Source organism: Flavobacterium sp. R1_16 (genome assembly GCF_057652095.1).
The window spans coordinates 659,843-678,624 of record NZ_JBYFCG010000001.1 but is presented as its reverse complement, the minus strand read 5'-3'; the positions used below and the strand labels follow the sequence as shown (position 1 = coordinate 678,624).

Here is an 18,782-nt window from a genome sequence, read left to right as displayed (position 1 = left end):
ACATTAACTCAACATCACTAAAAATACTTCATCCTTTTGTTTAAATATATATTAAAAAAACAGTACCAAAAACTAAGCAAAACACACTATTTTATTGCCTTTTATCACAACTACAACGATGTAATTTGTAAATGTATAGTTTTTGTATATGTAATTTATTATTAAACAAATTTTAAAATTCATATGTTTGACATTGAATAAAAATAGCTTCTAAAAAGCTATTTTGAATTTATGTAGATTTATAGGAACATAGATTATTGACCTAAAGATATCTAAAAATAAAAAATGATGAAAACAAAAATACACATACTGATCACTTTACTAATATTGCTTTCAATCATCAGAACAAGTGCTCAAATTGGCATTGGAACCACAAATCCTTTTGCGGCGCTAGATATCACCTCTTCTAGTGATGGTTTGTTAATACCAAGAGTAGCTTTAACATCAACTACAACAGTACTTCCTGTACTAACTGGAACTACTTCTGAATTGGTTTATAATACAGCAACGGTAAATGATGTTACTCCTGGATTTTATTATTTAAGTACTAATACTGGTCCGTGGGTAAAGTTGGGCGGAGCGTCAGGTTGGCTTACAACTGGAAATACTGATATTGTAGATGGAACAAATTATTTAGGTACTGCTGCTCTTACAAATGTCGATGTTGCTTTTAGGAGAAATAATATAGCCGCAGGTAAAATTGGAGCAACTAGTACTTCTTTTGGTGTAGGCGCACTAACCTTGGGTGCAACAACAAATAATACGGCCTTTGGCACTAACTCATTAACAGTTAATACAACTGGAGCCAATAATACTGCTATTGGTACAAGTACTTTGGCCACCAACACTGCAGCTGATAATACCGCCGTAGGTTACAATGCTCTAACAGCAAATTCAACTGGAAGTAATAATGTTGCAATGGGTATTCGTGCTTTAGATGCAAATTCAACAGGATGGCAAAACATAGCAATAGGCACTGATGCTTTAGGTACAAACGTAGGAGGTTCTGCTAATGTTGCTATAGGTCATAGTGCTTTATTAAATTATGTGGGAGGTAATAACACTGTGGCAATTGGATATGAAGCAGGATTGAATAATACTGCGCCCAATAATACCTTATTGGGTCATCGAGCTGGAAATGCAGTTCAAGGAAGTGGAATTGTTGCAATTGGTTTCGAAGCAGGTGCAGGAATACGCGGGAATGACTGCGTTGCTATAGGTAATGGTGCTTTTGATGGTAACACTAATTCTGCTTCTCAATTTAGTATAGCAATTGGTACCCAAGCTATGGGTGCAAGTACAGGTGTCGCAGCCCATAATGTAGCAATAGGATATCAGGCTCTAAATGGAACTACTGCTAGTAACAATGTAGCGATAGGTACTCAAGCTTGTGGACAAACAACAACTGGAATTGATAATGTTGCTGTTGGATATAATGCAATGTTACAAGGTAATTCCCAGCAAAATATAGCTATTGGTAGAGATGCTTTAATGCAGTCTCCTGGAAATGGAAATGTTGCTGTAGGTCACGAAGCAGGTAGAGATACTCCAGGAAATAGTAATGTTTTTATTGGATATCAGGCGAACGGAACTGGAGCTACAACCAATACTATATCTGTTGGTTATCAAGCTAATTCTATTGCTGACAATCAAGTAACTTTAGGAAATGGTGCAATAACAACTCTAAGATGCGCTGCCACCACAATCACAGCAATATCGGACAGAAGAGATAAAGCGAATATTAAAAAAATATCTGAAGGAATTGATTTTATAAAAAAATTAAAACCTGTAACTTTCACTTGGAATACTAGAGATAAATTAAAAGTAGGTATCAAAGCTTCAGGTTTTATTGCACAAGACTTATTAGAATTACAAAAAGAGTCTTCTATTGGTGAAAATTTAGATTTAGTAGATGATGAAAATCCCGACAGATACGAAGCTAGATATGGCAATCTACTACCAGTTATGGTTAAAGGTATACAAGAACAACAAGAATTAATTGAGGAACTTCAAAAAACAAATGCCGAATTAATGAAAACAAATGCGGCAATATTGAAACGTTTGGAAAAATTGGAAAAAAAATAAGAGCGAAACTTTTAAAAAAAAGAACGCTCTTATCCAACCTAAACAAACAAATCTAACTATTTAATCTATAAGTTATATAATTCTGTGTTTCCACTCGGGCTTTTAAATCATGCATTAGATTATACAATCCAAAAAATGTTCTGTTTATGTATAAAAAATGTTTGGAACCTCTATTACCATTCATTTTTCTTAACTGGGTATCTTTTGTGAACTCTTCGCCCATAGTTGCTATCGCTCCAAAGAAATCTTCGTCAGAGAAATCAAAATAATCCACATGAAAGGGTTTAGTAAACAAGCTCAATAGTTTATGAAATAAACCTGTGAAATATTCAATTTCAGCTTCTGAATCATCTTCACGCAAAATTTCTAATTGAAATAATTTTTCTTTAAATAATATGGAATCATTGAGATACTTTGGATTTGCAAGCTCAAAATAAGGAATGTAAAAATCTTCAGGAACTTTCTTAATGCATCCAAAATCAATAGGCATCAAATTAGCATTTTTGTCAACCAAAAAATTACCTGGATGAGGATCAGCATGAACTTGCCTTAACTCATGCATTTGAAACATGTAAAAATCCCATAGCGCTTGTCCTAATTTATCTCCTTTTTCCCTATCGGTATTGTGCGCTGCAAACTCTGATAAATGCTCCCCTTCCATCCAATCCATAGTTAAAATTTTTTCTGATGAAAGTTCAGGATAATAGGTAGGAAACTTTAAATTCAAAATGTGATTGCAAGCATTAGCCATTTCAATACTTTGTTGCAACTCTAGAACATAATTAGTTTCTTCAAGTAATTTATGTTCTACTTCAATAAAATATTTTTCGGAATCTTTCCCTTTCAAATTAAACATTCTAGTTGCAAAGGGCTTTACCAAGGCTAAATCAGAACTTATACTATCGGCTACTCCTGGATATTGAATTTTTACAGCTAACTTTTTTCCATCTTTTGTAGCAATATGTACTTGACCTATGCTTGCGGCATTAACAGAATCTGGAGTGAACGTATCGAATATTTGTTCTGGATACTTTCCTAAATATTTTTTGAATGTTTTTCTAACTAAAGGTGCTGACAAAGGCGGTACAGAAAATTGTGATAAGGAAAATTTATCCACATAAGCCTGAGGCATAATACTTTTGTCCATGCTCAACATTTGAGCAACTTTGAGTGCACTCCCTTTTAAATTTTGTAGACCGTCGTATATATCTTCAGCATTGTTTTCGTTTAATTTATCTCTAGTCAATGATGGATTCACTATTTTTTCTCCATAGTAAGCCATATAATTTCCACCTACTTTGAAGCCAGTTTTTACTAGTTGACTCGCTCGTTCAATTTTCCCTGTTGGTATTTTATCTAATGTTTTCATTTTTTTTAATGTAAATCGTATTACATTTTGCGCTCAGTCCATAAAAATTTACCTAAATCGAACAGACTTTCCAATGGTTTAGTATCCAACAAGTCTACAACAGCATTAACTGATTTTTCTATTACGATATCCGTTTTTTCAAAGGATTTAGAAGAGTCATCTAACCAAAATTTCAAAATAAAGAGAAACTGAATCCATGCTCCTTCAGCAAAAATTGGCTTAGTTATTTTTTCTAATTTTGAATGGCCTTGATGAGCGTTTTCGACTATAATTTCGTTTATAAAAGATTTAAAATTAGTTCTAAATTGCTTTAAATCTTTTAAATTTTTCAAATTCGATTGGATTTCTCCTAGTGAGTATAGCACATAGCTTCTGTTCAATGTCAATATTTCAAAAAGAGTAAAATATAGGGTCAACAATTTATTTTTATCAGAATAAGTCGTGTAATCTTCTTGCTTCTGAATAGTTGCAGCAGCATTTTCAAAAAACTTCACCCAAATTGCCTGTTTTAAAGAATCGAATGAACCAAAAAAAGAATAGAAATCAGCTTCATCAATATCATTTTCCTTGCAAAACAGATAAACATTCTTTGGATTTTGATGGTGTTCTAAAACAGAATTCATGTATAGCTCAATGATTTTATCATCGTCTATCTTTATTTTTTTTGATGCTGCTTTTTTTGTAGTTGCCATAACTTTTTTTTAAATATGTTGTAAAGATACTATTTGTTTAATTATATATATAAAAGTTTAAACAAAATTTATGTTAAATTTTATGTCAGGGCATAAAAAAAGCTGTTTCAAAATTGAAACAGCTTTGAAATTTAAATGGTAAAAAATTTATTTACCTTCTTTTGCGTCTTGAATCATCTTCTCGTTAGCAACAATAGCAAATTCTACACGTCTATTTTTACTTCTTCCTTCAGGAGTATCATTTGAGGCTATTGGATCAGCAATCCCAAGACCCGTAACAGAAAATCTACTAGCAGCAAGACCTTTATTTGTTAAATAATTTTTAACAGATGCGGCTCTTTCTCCTGACAATTTTAAATTGTATTCTGCAGAGCCAGTACTATCCGTATAGCCATATATTACAATATTAGTATCAGGATATTCATTGAAAACCTTTACTAATTTGTCAAGATTCGCTTTAGCTGTAGAAGTTAATGTAGATTTATTGGTATCAAAACGAACAGCATTTTCATTTAAAACTAATTTAATCCCTTCTCCAACACGCTCCACTTCTGCGCCAGGAAGAGCATTGTCGATTTCTCTTGCTTGTTTATCCATTTTATGACCAATAACGCCACCTGCAACTCCTCCAACAACTCCTCCTAGAACTGCACCCATCGCTCCATTACCACCTTTTCCAAGATTGTTACCAAGTATTCCACCTATTACAGCACCACCAACTGCACCTATACCAGCACCTCTTTGAGCATTATTTGTATTCTTTAATGATTCACAGCTCGTAAATACAGAACCAATCGTAAAAACAAAAACCAAGGCTAATATTGTAATCTTTTTCATATCTATTTTTATTTGTTAATTCTTTTAAATTCGTAAACAACATCGGTCATTTTCCCTCCAACATTAATTTTATCAATTAATTGAAAAGAGTCTTGCGTTTGTGAAGAAAGACCTAAAACATAACCTTCTCTCACTTTCTTAGCTTTTTCACCAGCTGATACTACTTTTAAAACAAACTGACCTTCTTTGTTTACAAACCACTTAATTGGCGAACTAAAAGACGGGCAACCTGATTTAGTCAACTCCATTTGACCTGAATCGTTATTTGAAATGAATTTCCAAGTACTGCCTTCAAAGCATTTAGAATCTGCAATCTCAAAAGAGTTCACTTTGATGTATTCAGATCCAGGATAACTTACCGATGTTAATATCCAATTTCCTTTTATCGCAGCATGAGATTTCAAATCTACCTTAGTAGACGTTGCTGATTTTGATTTACAAGAAAAAATTAAAAGCGAAAACACGCTCATTAAAATAATCTTTTTCATTCGTTTTAAATTTATGATTAATTACCGCAAATATACGATGGTTTTTTTGAATGACATTTACATTATTCAATGATTTAGTGTAGAATTATTACTACGCCAATTTGTCATAAATATAGTGTTTGGTCTTAGTTTTGCTTAGTCTGAAATCAAATTGTTTAACCCTCTTACCTGATGGTAGGTTTTAAAAAAAATATAACTATGACAACTGGAAAAATTAACGTTTCGGTAGAAAACATCTTTCCTTTAATCAAAAAATTTTTATACAGTGATCACGAAATATTTTTACGTGAGTTAATATCAAATGGGACTGATGCTACTCTAAAATTAAAACATCTAACTAGTATTGGCGAGGCTAAAGTAGAATATGGCAATCCAATAATTGAAGTAAAAATTGATAAAGAAGGAAAAAAACTTCATATTATCGATCAAGGTATTGGAATGACATCGGATGAAGTAGAGAAATACATCAATCAACTGGCTTTTTCTGGTGCTGAAGAATTCTTAGAAAAATATAAAGATTCTGCCAAAGATTCAGGAATTATTGGTCATTTTGGTCTAGGATTTTATTCTGCTTTCATGGTAGCATCTAAAGTAGAAATCATAACCAAATCATACAAAGATGAACCTGCAGCACATTGGATTTGTGATGGTAGTCCAGAATTTTCATTAGAACCAGCTGACAAAACTTCACGCGGAACAGAAATCATTTTACATATTGCTGAAGATTCTTTGGAATTTTTGGAAGAATTTAAAATAAGAGAATTACTGAACAGATACAATAAGTTCATGCCGATTCCAATTAAATTTGGAACAAAAAAACAAGTACTTCCCAAAGCTGATGATGCTCCAGAAGATGCCAAAGCTGAGGAAATTGAAGTAGATAACATTATCAACAACACTAATCCTGCTTGGACCAAACAACCTACTGAATTAACTGATGAAGACTACAAGAACTTCTATCATGAATTGTATCCAATGCAGTTTGAGGAACCTTTATTTAATATTCATCTTAATGTTGATTATCCTTTTAACTTAACTGGTATTTTATATTTCCCAAAACTTGGTGCTGACATTCAAATCCAAAAAGATAAAATTCAATTGTATCAAAACCAGGTTTTTGTAACAGATAACGTAGAAGGTATTGTTCCTGAGTTTTTAATCATGTTAAAAGGAGCTATAGATTCTCCAGATATTCCTTTGAATGTTTCGCGTTCAAGTTTACAAGCCGATGGTGCTGTAAAGAAAATATCAAACTATATCACTCGTAAAGTTGCTGATAAATTAAAATCGTTATTCACAGAAAATCGTGAAGATTTTGAGAAAAAATGGAATGACATTAAGATTGTTCTCGAGTACGGAATGCTTTCTGAAGACAAATTCTATGAAAAAGCAGGCGCATTTGTTTTATACCCAACAGTTGATGACAAATATTACACTTTGGACGAACTAAAAGAAAATCTTAAAGAAAAGCAAACAGATAAAGATGGAAAATTAGTTGTTCTATACGCTGGAAATAAAGAAGCACAACATTCATACATAGAAATAGCCAAGGAAAAAGGATACGAAGTATTATTGTTGGATTCACCTATTATTTCACACCTGATTCAAAAATTAGAAAGTGACAATAAAGATCTAACCTTTGTTCGAGTAGATTCTGACCATATTGATAATCTCATCAAAAAAGAAGAAAGTGCAATTTCTAAACTATCAGATGAAGAAAAAGAAAATCTAAAAACAGTTTTAGAAACTATTGTTCCTAAACAAACGTATTCTGTTCAACTTGAAGCTCTAGATAGTAACGCATCTCCTTTTATCATTACTCAACCTGAATTTTTGAGACGTATGAAAGAAATGAGTCAATCTGGCGGTGGCGGAATGTTTGGAATGGGTAATATGCCAGAAATGTATAATTTGGTAGTAAACACCAATTCAAATTTGGCTACAACTATATTAGCTACCGTAGACAAATCTGTTCAAGAAAGTTTAGTAAAACAAGCGTTAGATTTAGCTAAATTGTCACAAAATTTATTAAAAGGAGAAGCATTGACCGCTTTTGTAAAAAGAAGTTTTGAAATGATAAAATAATATTAAGTAGAATTTTAAATCCAAAAAAAACCTGTAATTTTATTACAGGTTTTTTTATATCTATTATTTAATCAGAAACTACCTCTTCAAAGAGAAATGCGCTTTGAATAATTTATTGATGTTACTCTCTAGATATTCAATAGTAAACCAGTAATCACTTGCCGGAAGTTCACGACCATTAAAAGTTCCATTCCACCCCTCTCCTATGGTACTGATTTGTTTTAACAACTTTCCATATCTATCGAAGATATAGATTTTAGCCTCTGGTTGATTTTCTAATCCTACTATTTTCCATGTGTCATTAAATCCATCTCCGTTTGGGGTAAAATATCTTGGGTAATCTATCACTGTTACTTCTCGTGATAATTGAGTACAACCTTGACCGTCTTCAACCCATACTGTATGAACACCACTGCTTACTCCTACAAACACATTGGAACTTTGCAAAGGTCCATCATCTAATCGATACAAGAAAGGACCTGTTCCTCCTAAAGGATTTACTGTTATGGTCGCCTCTGGCGTGAATGCATCTGTCACTGTCGTGGTTAATGACTCTGCTGGATAATTGGGTATCACCGTCGCAAATACTTCTTCTGAAATACAACTAGTAAGTGTATTGGTAACTATTACTGAATAAAGCCCTTCTGCTGTGGCTTCATAAGTGCTTGCTGAGGCACCACTGATTTTTACTGATTCTTTAAACCAATTAAAATCATAGAGCGAATCGCTTAAACCCGTGTCTAATACATAATTTTTATAGGTAGTATTTGTTGCTTCTTCTACACAAATGATTCCGTCTTCTAACTCTGGCTGAGGTGATGGATTTACTGTAATGACAATAGTAATCGATTTACCTTTACATCCATTCAAAATTGGGGTGATGGTATAGGCTGCTGTTCCTACCGTAGTACCTGCTTCAAGAATTTGATCTATTGTGTTTCCGCCACCTCCATCTTCGGCACCTGTTACTCCATTTTGTACTACTGTCCAAGTAAAGTCTGTTCCTAAAATTTTTGGAGATAAAATGATATTTGTCGACTCTCCACTACAAATAACGGTTCCTGCCGAACCAAAAACTTCTGGCGTAGGATTTACTGTTACATTCACCACAATAGGTACTCCAACACAACTACTAGCTGTTGGGGTTATGGTATAATCTACCGTACCTGGTATGCTACTATTGGTAACCAATGTCTGAGCAATAGTACTTCCTGTATCTGGAAAAGAACCAATAACGGCTAATGGGTCTGTTGTCCAACTGAAAGTAGTTCCTGCTACTTTACTGCTTAAAACTATGGAGGTACGCTCTCCTGAACAAACGGTTGCTGGTGATGGATTGGCAGTAACATCGGGTATAGGATTTACAGTTACCGTAGCCAATACTGGTAATCCTGGGCATCCATTGGCTGTTGGAGTAATGGAATATACTGCCTCTCCTGATTTATTATCTACTGCTGTTTGTAATGTTTGTGCAATACTATCTCCTGAACCTGCTAGTGCTCCTGTAACATTGGTTTGAACTACATTCCAAACGTACGTTGTACCTGTAGTGTTGCTTGATAAACTAATAGCTGTGGTAGTGTCTGAACAAATGGACGAGTCTTTTGGCGTGGCTGTAGCTACTGGCAAGGCAATTATTGCAATTGTCAATGTAGTAGTACTAGCACATTGACCTGAGCTAGGTGTAAAGGTATAAGTGGTAGTCGCTGTCGGGTTAAAAGCTGGCAACCAAGTCCCTGCTATTCCGTTAATGGATAGTGTGGGTAAGCTAATTATTGTTCCTGAACATAAAGGGCCTATAGCACTAAATACAGGTGCTGTAACTGGATTTACTGTAATACTTAAGGTCGTGGTAGTAGCACATTGACCTGAGCTGGGTGTAAAGGTATAAGTGGTAGTAGTTGTATTATTTAAAGCGGGTGACCAAGTTCCTGTTACTCCATTAGTAGAGGTTGTAGGTAAGGCAGATAAGGTTGCTCCTGAACAAATAGGCGCTACTGCTGCAAAAGTCGGAACTACTTTTTGATTCACTGTTATGGTTAATGTCGCTGTAGCAGCACATAAACCCGCTGTTGGTGTAAAAGTATAAACTGTTGTTGTTGTATTGTCCAAAGCGGGTGACCATGTCCCTGTTATGCCATTGGTAGAGGTTGTAGGCAATGGAGACAAGGCTGTCCCTGAACATATTGGAGCAACTGAGGCAAAATTGGGAACTACCTTCTGATTAACCGTTATACTTAATGTTGCTGTAGTAGCACATACTCCTGTAGTTGGAGTGAAAGTATAGGTCGTGGTGGCGGTATTGTTTAAAGCTGGTGACCAAGTTCCTGTTATTGCATTAGTGGAAGTGGTAGGTAATGCACTTAAGACATCTCCTGAACAAATTGGAGATACGGATGCAAAGCTTGGGATAACTTTTGGATTTACTGTAATGGTTAAGGTGTTAGTAATAGCACACTGCCCTGCTGTTGGCGTAAAAATATATGTCGTCGTTGCTGTGTTATTTAAAGCGGGTGACCACGTTCCTGTTATTCCATTAAGGGAGGTTGTAGGCAATGGAGACAAGGCTGCTCCTGAACAAATAGCCGCTACCGTTGCAAAGGTCGGTGTGACAATCGGATTTACCGTAATACTTAATGTTGTTGACGTAGCACACACTCCTGTTGTTGGAGTAAAAGTATAGGTCGTGGTAGTGGTATTGTTTAAAGCGGGTGACCAAGTTCCTGTTATTCCATTAAGGGAGGTTGTAGGCAATGGAGACAAGGCTGCTCCTGAACAAATAGCCGCTACTGCCGTAAAAGTAGGAACTACTTTCTGATTAACCGTTATACTTAATGTTGTTGGCGTAGCACATACTCCTGTTGTTGGAGTGAAAGTATAGGTCGTGGTGGTGGTATTGTTTAAAGCTGGTGACCAAGTTCCTGTTATTGCATTGGTAGAAGTTGTAGGTAACGCATTTAGTGTTTCTCCTGAACAAATTGGAGATACGGGTGTAAAACTTGGAATGACTTTTGGATTTACTGTAATGATGGTGGTGGTGGTGGTAGCACACTGCCCTGCCGTTGGCGTGAAAGTATAAGTCGTCGTAGCTGTATTGTTTAAAGCAGGTGACCATACTCCTGTTATGCTATTGATAGAAGTTGTAGGTAAAGCAGATAAGGCTGTTCCTGAACAAATTGGCCCTACAGCTGCAAAGCTTGGAGTTATGTTTGGATTAATGGTTATTGTCACTGTACTTGAAACAGCACATACTCCTGCTGTAGGAGTAAAAGTATACGTAGTTGGGCCTACTGTTGCTGTATTTACTGTTGACGGACTCCAACTTCCTGCTACACTATTACTTGAAGTAGTTGGTAAAATGGGAGCTGGAGCGCCTTGACACAAACTAGTAGGAATGCCTGTAAATGTAGGGGTACTTTTTGGGTTTACTGTTACATTTAAAGTTTGGGTACTCGCACATGGAAAACTGGTTGGATCTGGTGTAAATACATAGGACTTGCTCGACGTATTGTCTATTGTTGATGGATTCCAAGTTCCTGTTATTGCATTGGGTGAAGTGGTTGCCAAGGTAGGAACCAAACTATCTCCTGAACAAATAGCAGGAATAGTAGCAAAATTTGGAGCTACTGTTGTGGAACATTTAGAAAAACAAGTAACTGTTTCAGAAGGAGCACAAGGAAGACCTAGTACTGATACTATGGTAAAGGTTACTGAAGTTCCTGGTGTTGTAACTGGAACGTCAAAATGGGAAGGAGAAATATGAGTTCCTGTAACCAAAGGACCTCCTGCAATAGAGTACGAATAGGTATAGCCTGCCCAACCAACTGGGTTACTCCAATCTAAAGCAACTGAAGTGGTCGTTGAATTTACATTATCGCAAAACAATCCCACTTTACCTCCTGTATTTGACACTACTTTTACAACTATAGCAGCTCGAGCACTCTCACATGAACCTACGGTTTGACTTACATAATAGGTTGTAGTTCCAACTGTACTTGTAGATGGTATAGGGGCAACTGAAGTAGATGTACCTCCTGTGGCATTTGTTCCATACCAATTTAAAGTCGCGCCTGATAAAGGTGTAGCTGTCAAAGCTACTGATGAACTATTTTGACAATATTCTACTGGGGAAACCGTTGGCAAAGGGGCGCTTGACACCACAGAGGCTTCAACAGAAGTCCTGGTCGATGAAATACAAGTTCCATCAACTGCTTCTGCCCAATAAGTAGTTGTTGAAGAAATACTCGGACTGGTAAATGATGAACCACTACCTAATGATGCTCCTCCTGTAGAGGATGAATACCAGTTTATAACACCCGAACTTGCAGTAGCACTAATCGTAACTGAACCTGTGCCACATCGACTACCTGGAGCCGTCGCAGTTATTGTGGGTAAGGGTAAAATGGTTACAGAAAGTGTTGCTTGAGTAGCACATTGACCTGCATTGGGAGTAAATGTATAATTGGTAGTTCCAACAGTAGAAGTGCTCACCACCGAATTCCAAGAGCCTGTTATTGATGGACTATTTGTTGAATTAGTGGGTAAAACAGGTGCTGATGCATTCTGACAAACAGAAGGAATTGGATTGAATGTAGGTGTTATACCTAAAGTTACATTTAAAGTTACAGTGTCAGTAATTGCTGTTCCGCATGAATTAGTTGCAGTTAAAGTTAACACAATGGTTCCAGAAGCAGAAGAATCTATAATATAATTCGTATTTAAAGAACTAACTGCTGAAAAACTTCCTCCTGCACCACCATCAGACCATGAAACTGATTGTTGTCCTTGAGCAGTTCCTGAGAGAGAAACGGTAGCACCTGGACATCCACTAATTGGAGTTGTACCTGCATCAACCGTGAAAGGATCAACGGGAGCAACACAACCTGTATTAACATAAGTTGGAGTACCAGATACTGTATAATTGACTGTAGCCCCATTACCTGCTACATTATTACCATTAATATCAATTAACAATGAACGATTATAACTCACTGTATCAGAACAACCTCCTCCAAAATTCATCGAAAGTGTTCTAGTTGCAGAAGCTCCAAAATTACCAAAATGACCTCCAGAAGTTGTCGCGTTATCCTGAAAAATAATATAAGTATCTTCTGATAAAGCTCCAAAATCATTAAGCACAATATCAAAATTATAGCTAGTTACTAAAATTACTTTTGCGTTAGCTGGTAGAATACCTCCTGGTGGCTCAATCAGTTTCCCACAACCACCTGCTAAAGAAATCTGTGTATTTATAGTTGCTACTTTTGTTGCTGAAATAGCATTTTGAACAATACCTTGCCAAGAATTGCTTGGCCAATTTACAGATAAAGAACTTGTATTTATTGGAGAAGTCCCAACTTTAAATCGTACCATTTCATTGAATCCTTCATCTCCGCCGTTATCACATGCATCAACTAGAATACTTTCTATTTGTGGACATTGTGAAAAGACGTTTTGAAAAGACAATACACAAAAAAGAATACCAATCGCTAGGTTTATATTAAATTTTAATTTCATTAATCTTTAAAAATTTGAAAAACATTAGAACGGATTACAAGTCAACAAAAACTATTATAAATATGTTGATTATAACTCTACGTTTTTATTATCAATTATCTGTTTATATAAACCCAACCTGTTTTAGATTTCCCACTTTCAAATTCTATTACATAATAATAGGTTGCATCTGGTAATTCTTGACCATCATCAGTTTTACCGAACCATTCATTTTTATAATTAGACTTGCTATATACTTTCATACCATATCTGTTGAAAATTTCTAGCTTTCTAACTTGAAAATTGGTCAAATCGAAATAATCGTTCTTTTTATCATCGTTTGGAGAAATCCCTCTTGGTATATCACAATAAAAAGAAGATACATTTTCAGTAGACTCTGCAGTGCAACCTTCACTGTTAATAACTACTTTGTAAGAATCTATAGCTTTGACGATTAATGTATTTGATGTTTCACCTAATAATACATCCCCTTTATACCATGAATAAGTAGCTTCACTATCAGAGGCCAAGGCAGTTAAAGTGTAATCGGTATCAATGCAATTTGCAGTTATTGACACTGATGGATTACTCACAACTACCGTTAGAGTTGCCACTACAGCACACTGTCCAGCATCTGGAGTAAAAGTATATGTTGTTGTTTCACTATCATTTAAAACTGGTGACCAAACTCCAGTTATATTGTTTATGGAAGTTGTAGGCAATGGTTCTAAATTAGCACCTGAACAAACTGGAGGAATAGCACTAAAAGTAGGTGAGACAATAGGGTTTACAACTATTTGTAAAGTTGTTGCATTTGCGCATTGCCCCGCATTGGGTGTAAAAGTATATGTAGTTGTTTGAGTATTATTCAAAGCTGGTGACCAAGAACCTAAAACTCCATTAGTGGAAGTCGTTGGTAATGTATTCAAATTAGCTCCGGAACATATTGGCGCGATTGCATTAAATGATGGAATGATATTTGGATTAACAACAATAGTTAAATTCGCATTAACAGCACATTGTCCAGCCGTTGGAGTAAATGTATAAGTTGTAGTTGCAGTGTTGTCTAAAGCTGGCGACCATAAACCTGATATTCCATTCGTTGAAGTTGTTTGTAACGCATTTAAAGTTGCTCCTGAACATATTGATGAAACAGCATCAAATGAAGGGACTGTATTAGGATTTACAGTGATTGTTAATGTTGTTGATGTAGAACATTGAACAAAATTTGGAGTAAATGATATATCATCAAATGCAAAATCATTCCCATTAGAAATAACTACTCTGTCATAGATTGCTATTTGAGCGGTTGTATTGGAACCTGAGTTCCAAACATATGAATATTGTACCCATTGGCAGTTAACAGATGGAGCCGTTTCTGACCCTATTGAAACACCATTAATCATCACATCGATAATTGCAGGATTAGGTGTTGCTACAGTTTGTAACCAGTAACTAAATGTGTAATTTTGATTTGGTACAACTGTGATAGTTTGTCCCCAAACTTTATCATTTCCAGAATTAGATGTTGAACCATCAACTACCATAACATTACCTGAAGTTGGCGTATGACCTGTGCATGGTGGAAAAAACTGAAACCATGAATTTGCTGCAGTAACTATTCCATAAGCTTTTTGAGTACCGTTCACTCCAACACTGGTAAAATATTGATAATCCGAAGAAAAACCTGTGTTCCCAGACGAAAAATCTCCGTTTACAACTAAGTTTGATGCGGGAGAACTACTTGAATTTGGTGTAAATGTATATGTGGTTGTCGCTGTATTATTTAAAGCTGGAGACCAAGTTCCACTAATATTATTTAGTGATGTTGTAGGTAGCGGTGCCAAAGTTTCTCCTGAACATATTGCCGGAATTGGATTAAATGTTGGTACAACACTTGGAATTATTGTTATAGTTAATGTAGCGGTACTTGCACATTGACCCGCCGTAGGAGTAAATGTATACGTAGTGGTATCAGAATTATTGATTGATGGTGACCATGAACCAGTTACATTGTTCGTAGATGTTGTTGGCAATGGTGCAATATTTCCTCCATTACATACTGGATCTACTGCATTAAATAATGGTACTATGCTTGAGTTTACATTTATTGTTAAATTAGCCGAACTTGCACATTGTCCTAAATCTGGTGTAAAAGTATAGGTTGTAGTTGCACTATTGTTCAAAGCAGGTGACCAAGAGCCTGTAATATTATTTGTGGATGTTGTAGGAAGTGGATTTAAATTACCTCCCGGACAAATTGGCGCAACTGGATTAAATGTTGGTATGATACTTGAATTTACATTCAATGTCACGGTACTAGTTTTAGTTGCATTACATGAATTTGTTGCGGTTAAGGTCAATGTTATTGTGCCACTAGCAGAAGGGCTTATGGTATAACTTGTTGACAATGAATTTGCCGCACTAAAACTCCCTCCATTTGGAGTTACAGACCAAACTACTGATTGTTGACCCACTGCTGTACCTGTCAAAGAAACCGTTGCTCCAGGACAGGCAGATATTGGAGAATTTCCAGCATCAACTGTAAAAACTTCTACTGGTGCAGAGCATCCATTATTAATATAACTAGCAGTTCCTGAAGGCGTAAAATTAACTGTTGCACCATCTTCTAAAGCTGATCCTCCACCTTGAGCTCCATTTACATTCACTAATTTAGTTCGATCATAGGTTACTGAGTCACTACAACCACCACCAAAGGACATTGAAAGTGTTCTCAACCCAGCATTGACATTATAGTTTGCAAAATGACCCGTTGTGGTAGTTGGATTATCTTGAAAAATGATATAAATGTTTTCGGTAATAGCCCCAAAGACATTAGAAGATATACTGAAATTATTACTTGTAACAAGAATTACTTTTGCATTAGCTGGTAAAACATTTCCAACTGGCTCTATCAATCGACCACAACCACCAGCATTGGCAATAAGATTATTTAACGAGGTAACCTTGTTAGCAGTAGCTGCATTTTTAATTAACCCCTGCCAAGAATTGCTTGGCCAATTTACAGATAGATTAGCAGCATTTAAATTAGAAGCACCCACTTTAAAACGAACCATCTCATTAAATCCTTCATCAGCACCTGTATCACAAGCATCAACTAAAATACTTTCTATTTGAAAACACTGAGAAAAAGTTTTTTGATGCGTAAAAAAGCTAAAAACAATAAAAAATACTAGGCTTAATTTAATTTTGAATTTCATTAATTTTGAAGATTTATGTTGGCGAAATGTATCGTATTTTTAATTTTTACAATAATTTCAACCGTTATTTATATGTTATTTAATTAATAAACGGAAATTTAAACAAAATTAACTAAAATTCGCAATATGCCTAACTACAAATGTTAAAAGTTGTAGTAATTTTAGACCTTACTAAATTCAGTTGAATTAAAATTCCAACAAATCATGACTTTACATATTGAAACCCCCGCCTTACTTTTTTCTGCAACTTCATTAATTTTGTTGGCCTACACCAATCGATTCCTTACTATTGCTACTATAGTAAGAAGCTTGAAAAAAAATTATGAAGAAAAAGAGAGTTCAAAAATTTTATTGGAAATTAAAAATCTCAACCTTAGAATAACACTTATCCGGTACATGCAAATGTTCGGCGTGCTCAGTTTATTCTTGTCTGTCTTTAGTATGTTACTACTTTTTATCAATCAGCAAGTGATTGGAATATATTTTTTTGGTTTAAGTCTGTTCAGTTTACTTATTTCTTTAGGAATTTCATTTTGGGAAATTAGTATTTCAGCAAATGCACTTCGATTACACCTGAGTGGTTTGGTTGATAATACTGAACAATAAATTAGGATTCAAAATTTATCATCTTTCTCTTTACATTATAATATGAACTCACTTTTCCATCCAGAACCAATACGCCTTGAGCTGCCAGATGCAGATATTGTTTATTTTCCAAATTTTTTCGATAAAGTTGAGGCTGATACCATTTTTATTGATTTAATGAAAAACACTGCTTGGCAACAAGATACTATAACAATTTATGGAAAAACACATTTGCAACCGCGATTAACAGCTCTTTACGGCAATGATGGAAAACCTTATTCCTATTCAAATATAAAGATGCAACCTAACAATTGGACATCTTTGTTACAAAAAATAAAGTTTCATGTTGAAAATGTAGCCGATACAAATTTCACAACCGTTTTACTCAATCATTACAGAAATGGAAACGATAGCAATGGTTGGCACGCAGATGATGAGAAAGAATTAGGCATCAATCCAACAATAGCATCTCTGAGTTTTGGTGCAGAACGCAACTTTCAGTTGAAACACAATAATGATAAAAATCTAAAAAAAAATATTATTTTAGAACATGGTAGTTTATTAATTATGAAAGGAGTTACACAACACAACTGGAAACATCAAATACCAAAAACAGCAAAACCAGTGGGCTCACGAATCAATCTAACCTTTCGTATTATTCATTAAATTTATATTAAAAACATCATCTGTAATCCGAACCACTCATGAATGAAATCATATCCTATTTTTCAACAATTCCTCCTCTTCACAGAAGTTTAATTCTGGTTTGTGGAATTACTTTTTTCTGGCTAATTGAAAATACATTTCCACTATTTAAATTAAAATACCACAAATGGAAACATGCTGGAATTAATTTTTTTCTGACTTTCACGACGGTGCTAATCAACTTTTGCCTTGCATTTATCTTATTAAAATCCTCAGATTGGGTGATGACCAATCATTTTGGAATTTTAGAATGGTTACCAAAAATCCCATTGGTTCCTTATATGATAATTGGATTACTGTTACTGGATTTAATTGGTGCTTACTTACCTCATTTTATTCAACATAAAACAAAATTTCTATGGCGTTTTCATATTATTCATCACTCTGATACTTGGATAGATACCACCTCGGCAAATAGACATCACCCCGGAGAGAGCGTTATCCGATTTATCTTTACAACAATGGGTGTTATTATCGTTGGAAGTCCAATGTGGTTAGTATTCCTCTATCAAACACTATCACTCATCGCAACCCAATTCAACCATGCTAATCTAGCATTACCAAAAAATCTAGACCTTTTTTTAAGTTACATCATTGTTTCACCTAACATGCACAAAACACACCATCATTATAAGATGCCCTATACAGACAGTAATTACGGAAATATATTCTCCGTTTGGGATAGACTCTTTGGTACTTTTATGACGCTTTCTACAGATAAAGTAATCTATGGTATTGATACTCACATGAAACCTGAAGAGCATAATAGCCTAAAAAACCTATTGAAAATCCCTTTTCAAAAAAGTAAAAACTCAACAAGCTAAAAAAATGAATATTTTTTTAAGCTCACTTAAAAAGTAATTATTTTTTTTACTAATATTGATTTAGAAAAAAATTGAATCAATAAACAATCAATAAAACCTGAATTAATTTTCAAGTAATGAAAAAGAGTAAACGAATAGAATTGAGTTGGGAAGAATCTGAAAGACTTATCACTTTAGCATTAGAAGAGAGAAATCCTTTTGAAATCATTAAAAAAGAACTAAATATTGATGAAAAAGATGTTCTGGAAATAATGAAAAAAAAATTGACTGCCGATAAATTCGAGATTTGGAAAAAGAAAGCAAATGCAGCTAAACCAAAACCAAAACCAATAAAAATCGATGACTTTGACGAAGATTTAGACGGTAAATACTATATAAAAAATAAATTCGATTAA

12 protein-coding genes are annotated in these 18,782 nt (G+C 34.8%); 6 read left to right on the top strand and 6 right to left on the bottom strand.

The annotated features are described in order from the left end of the window. Window positions 1-285: 285 nt before the first annotated feature. Window positions 286-2,085 carry a tail fiber domain-containing protein gene (locus tag AC23L6_RS03030; RefSeq protein WP_487560822.1) on the top strand — a complete coding sequence of 600 codons (1,800 nt, stop codon included), beginning with the start codon at window positions 286-288 and terminating at the stop codon, window positions 2,083-2,085. Window positions 2,086-2,137: 52 nt separating this feature from the next. On the opposite strand, the gene AC23L6_RS03025 is transcribed toward AC23L6_RS03030, so the two are convergent. The 4 genes from AC23L6_RS03025 to AC23L6_RS03010 form a co-directional block, all read right to left on the bottom strand. Then, window positions 2,138-3,454: an ABC1 kinase family protein gene (locus tag AC23L6_RS03025; protein WP_487560821.1), complete on the bottom strand. Its 1,317-nt coding sequence runs from the start codon at window positions 3,452-3,454 to the stop codon at window positions 2,138-2,140. Between the two features lie 20 nt (window positions 3,455-3,474). Then, window positions 3,475-4,146, bottom strand: coding sequence for a TetR family transcriptional regulator C-terminal domain-containing protein (locus tag AC23L6_RS03020; protein WP_487560820.1), 672 nt, complete (start codon window positions 4,144-4,146; stop codon window positions 3,475-3,477). A gap of 147 nt (window positions 4,147-4,293) precedes the next feature. Next, entirely contained in the window at window positions 4,294-4,983 is a 690-nt protein-coding gene (locus AC23L6_RS03015) for a YiaD family glycine zipper/OmpA-like lipoprotein (protein WP_487560819.1), read from the bottom strand. Window positions 4,984-4,991: 8 nt separating this feature from the next. Next, complete coding sequence (locus AC23L6_RS03010) at window positions 4,992-5,471, bottom strand: hypothetical protein (protein WP_487560818.1); 480 nt, start codon at window positions 5,469-5,471, stop codon at window positions 4,992-4,994. Window positions 5,472-5,669: 198 nt separating this feature from the next. Here AC23L6_RS03010 and htpG point away from each other — a divergent pair, with 198 nt between their 5' ends. After that, on the top strand, window positions 5,670-7,556 hold the full coding sequence (htpG, locus tag AC23L6_RS03005; RefSeq protein ID WP_487560817.1) for a molecular chaperone HtpG: 1,887 nt from the start codon (window positions 5,670-5,672) through the stop codon (window positions 7,554-7,556). A gap of 78 nt (window positions 7,557-7,634) precedes the next feature. Here the strand turns inward: htpG and AC23L6_RS03000 are convergent, their stop codons facing one another. Together AC23L6_RS03000 and AC23L6_RS02995 are read right to left on the bottom strand one after the other, a co-directional pair. Next, on the bottom strand, window positions 7,635-13,073 hold the full coding sequence (locus tag AC23L6_RS03000) for a T9SS type B sorting domain-containing protein (RefSeq protein WP_487560816.1): 5,439 nt from the start codon (window positions 13,071-13,073) through the stop codon (window positions 7,635-7,637). 95 nt (window positions 13,074-13,168) lie between these two features. Beyond that, a complete protein-coding gene (locus tag AC23L6_RS02995; RefSeq protein WP_487560815.1) occupies window positions 13,169-16,273 on the bottom strand; it encodes a T9SS type B sorting domain-containing protein in 3,105 nt (1,034 codons plus the stop codon). Window positions 16,274-16,477: 204 nt separating this feature from the next. Between AC23L6_RS02995 and AC23L6_RS02990 the strand changes: the two genes are divergently transcribed. The 4 genes from AC23L6_RS02990 (at window position 16,478) to AC23L6_RS02975 (ending at window position 18,782) form a co-directional block, all read left to right on the top strand. Continuing rightward, window positions 16,478-16,879, top strand: coding sequence for a DUF2721 domain-containing protein (locus AC23L6_RS02990; protein ID WP_487560814.1), 402 nt, complete (start codon window positions 16,478-16,480; stop codon window positions 16,877-16,879). A gap of 42 nt (window positions 16,880-16,921) precedes the next feature. Then, on the top strand, window positions 16,922-17,524 hold the full coding sequence (locus AC23L6_RS02985; protein WP_487560813.1) for an alpha-ketoglutarate-dependent dioxygenase AlkB family protein: 603 nt from the start codon (window positions 16,922-16,924) through the stop codon (window positions 17,522-17,524). Window positions 17,525-17,562: 38 nt separating this feature from the next. Beyond that, window positions 17,563-18,387 (top strand): sterol desaturase family protein, encoded by an 825-nt coding sequence (locus AC23L6_RS02980; protein ID WP_487560812.1) that lies wholly within the window; start codon window positions 17,563-17,565, stop codon window positions 18,385-18,387. A 116-nt stretch (window positions 18,388-18,503) separates the two neighbouring features. After that, window positions 18,504-18,782: a DUF2805 domain-containing protein gene (locus AC23L6_RS02975; protein WP_487560811.1), complete on the top strand. Its 279-nt coding sequence runs from the start codon at window positions 18,504-18,506 to the stop codon at window positions 18,780-18,782.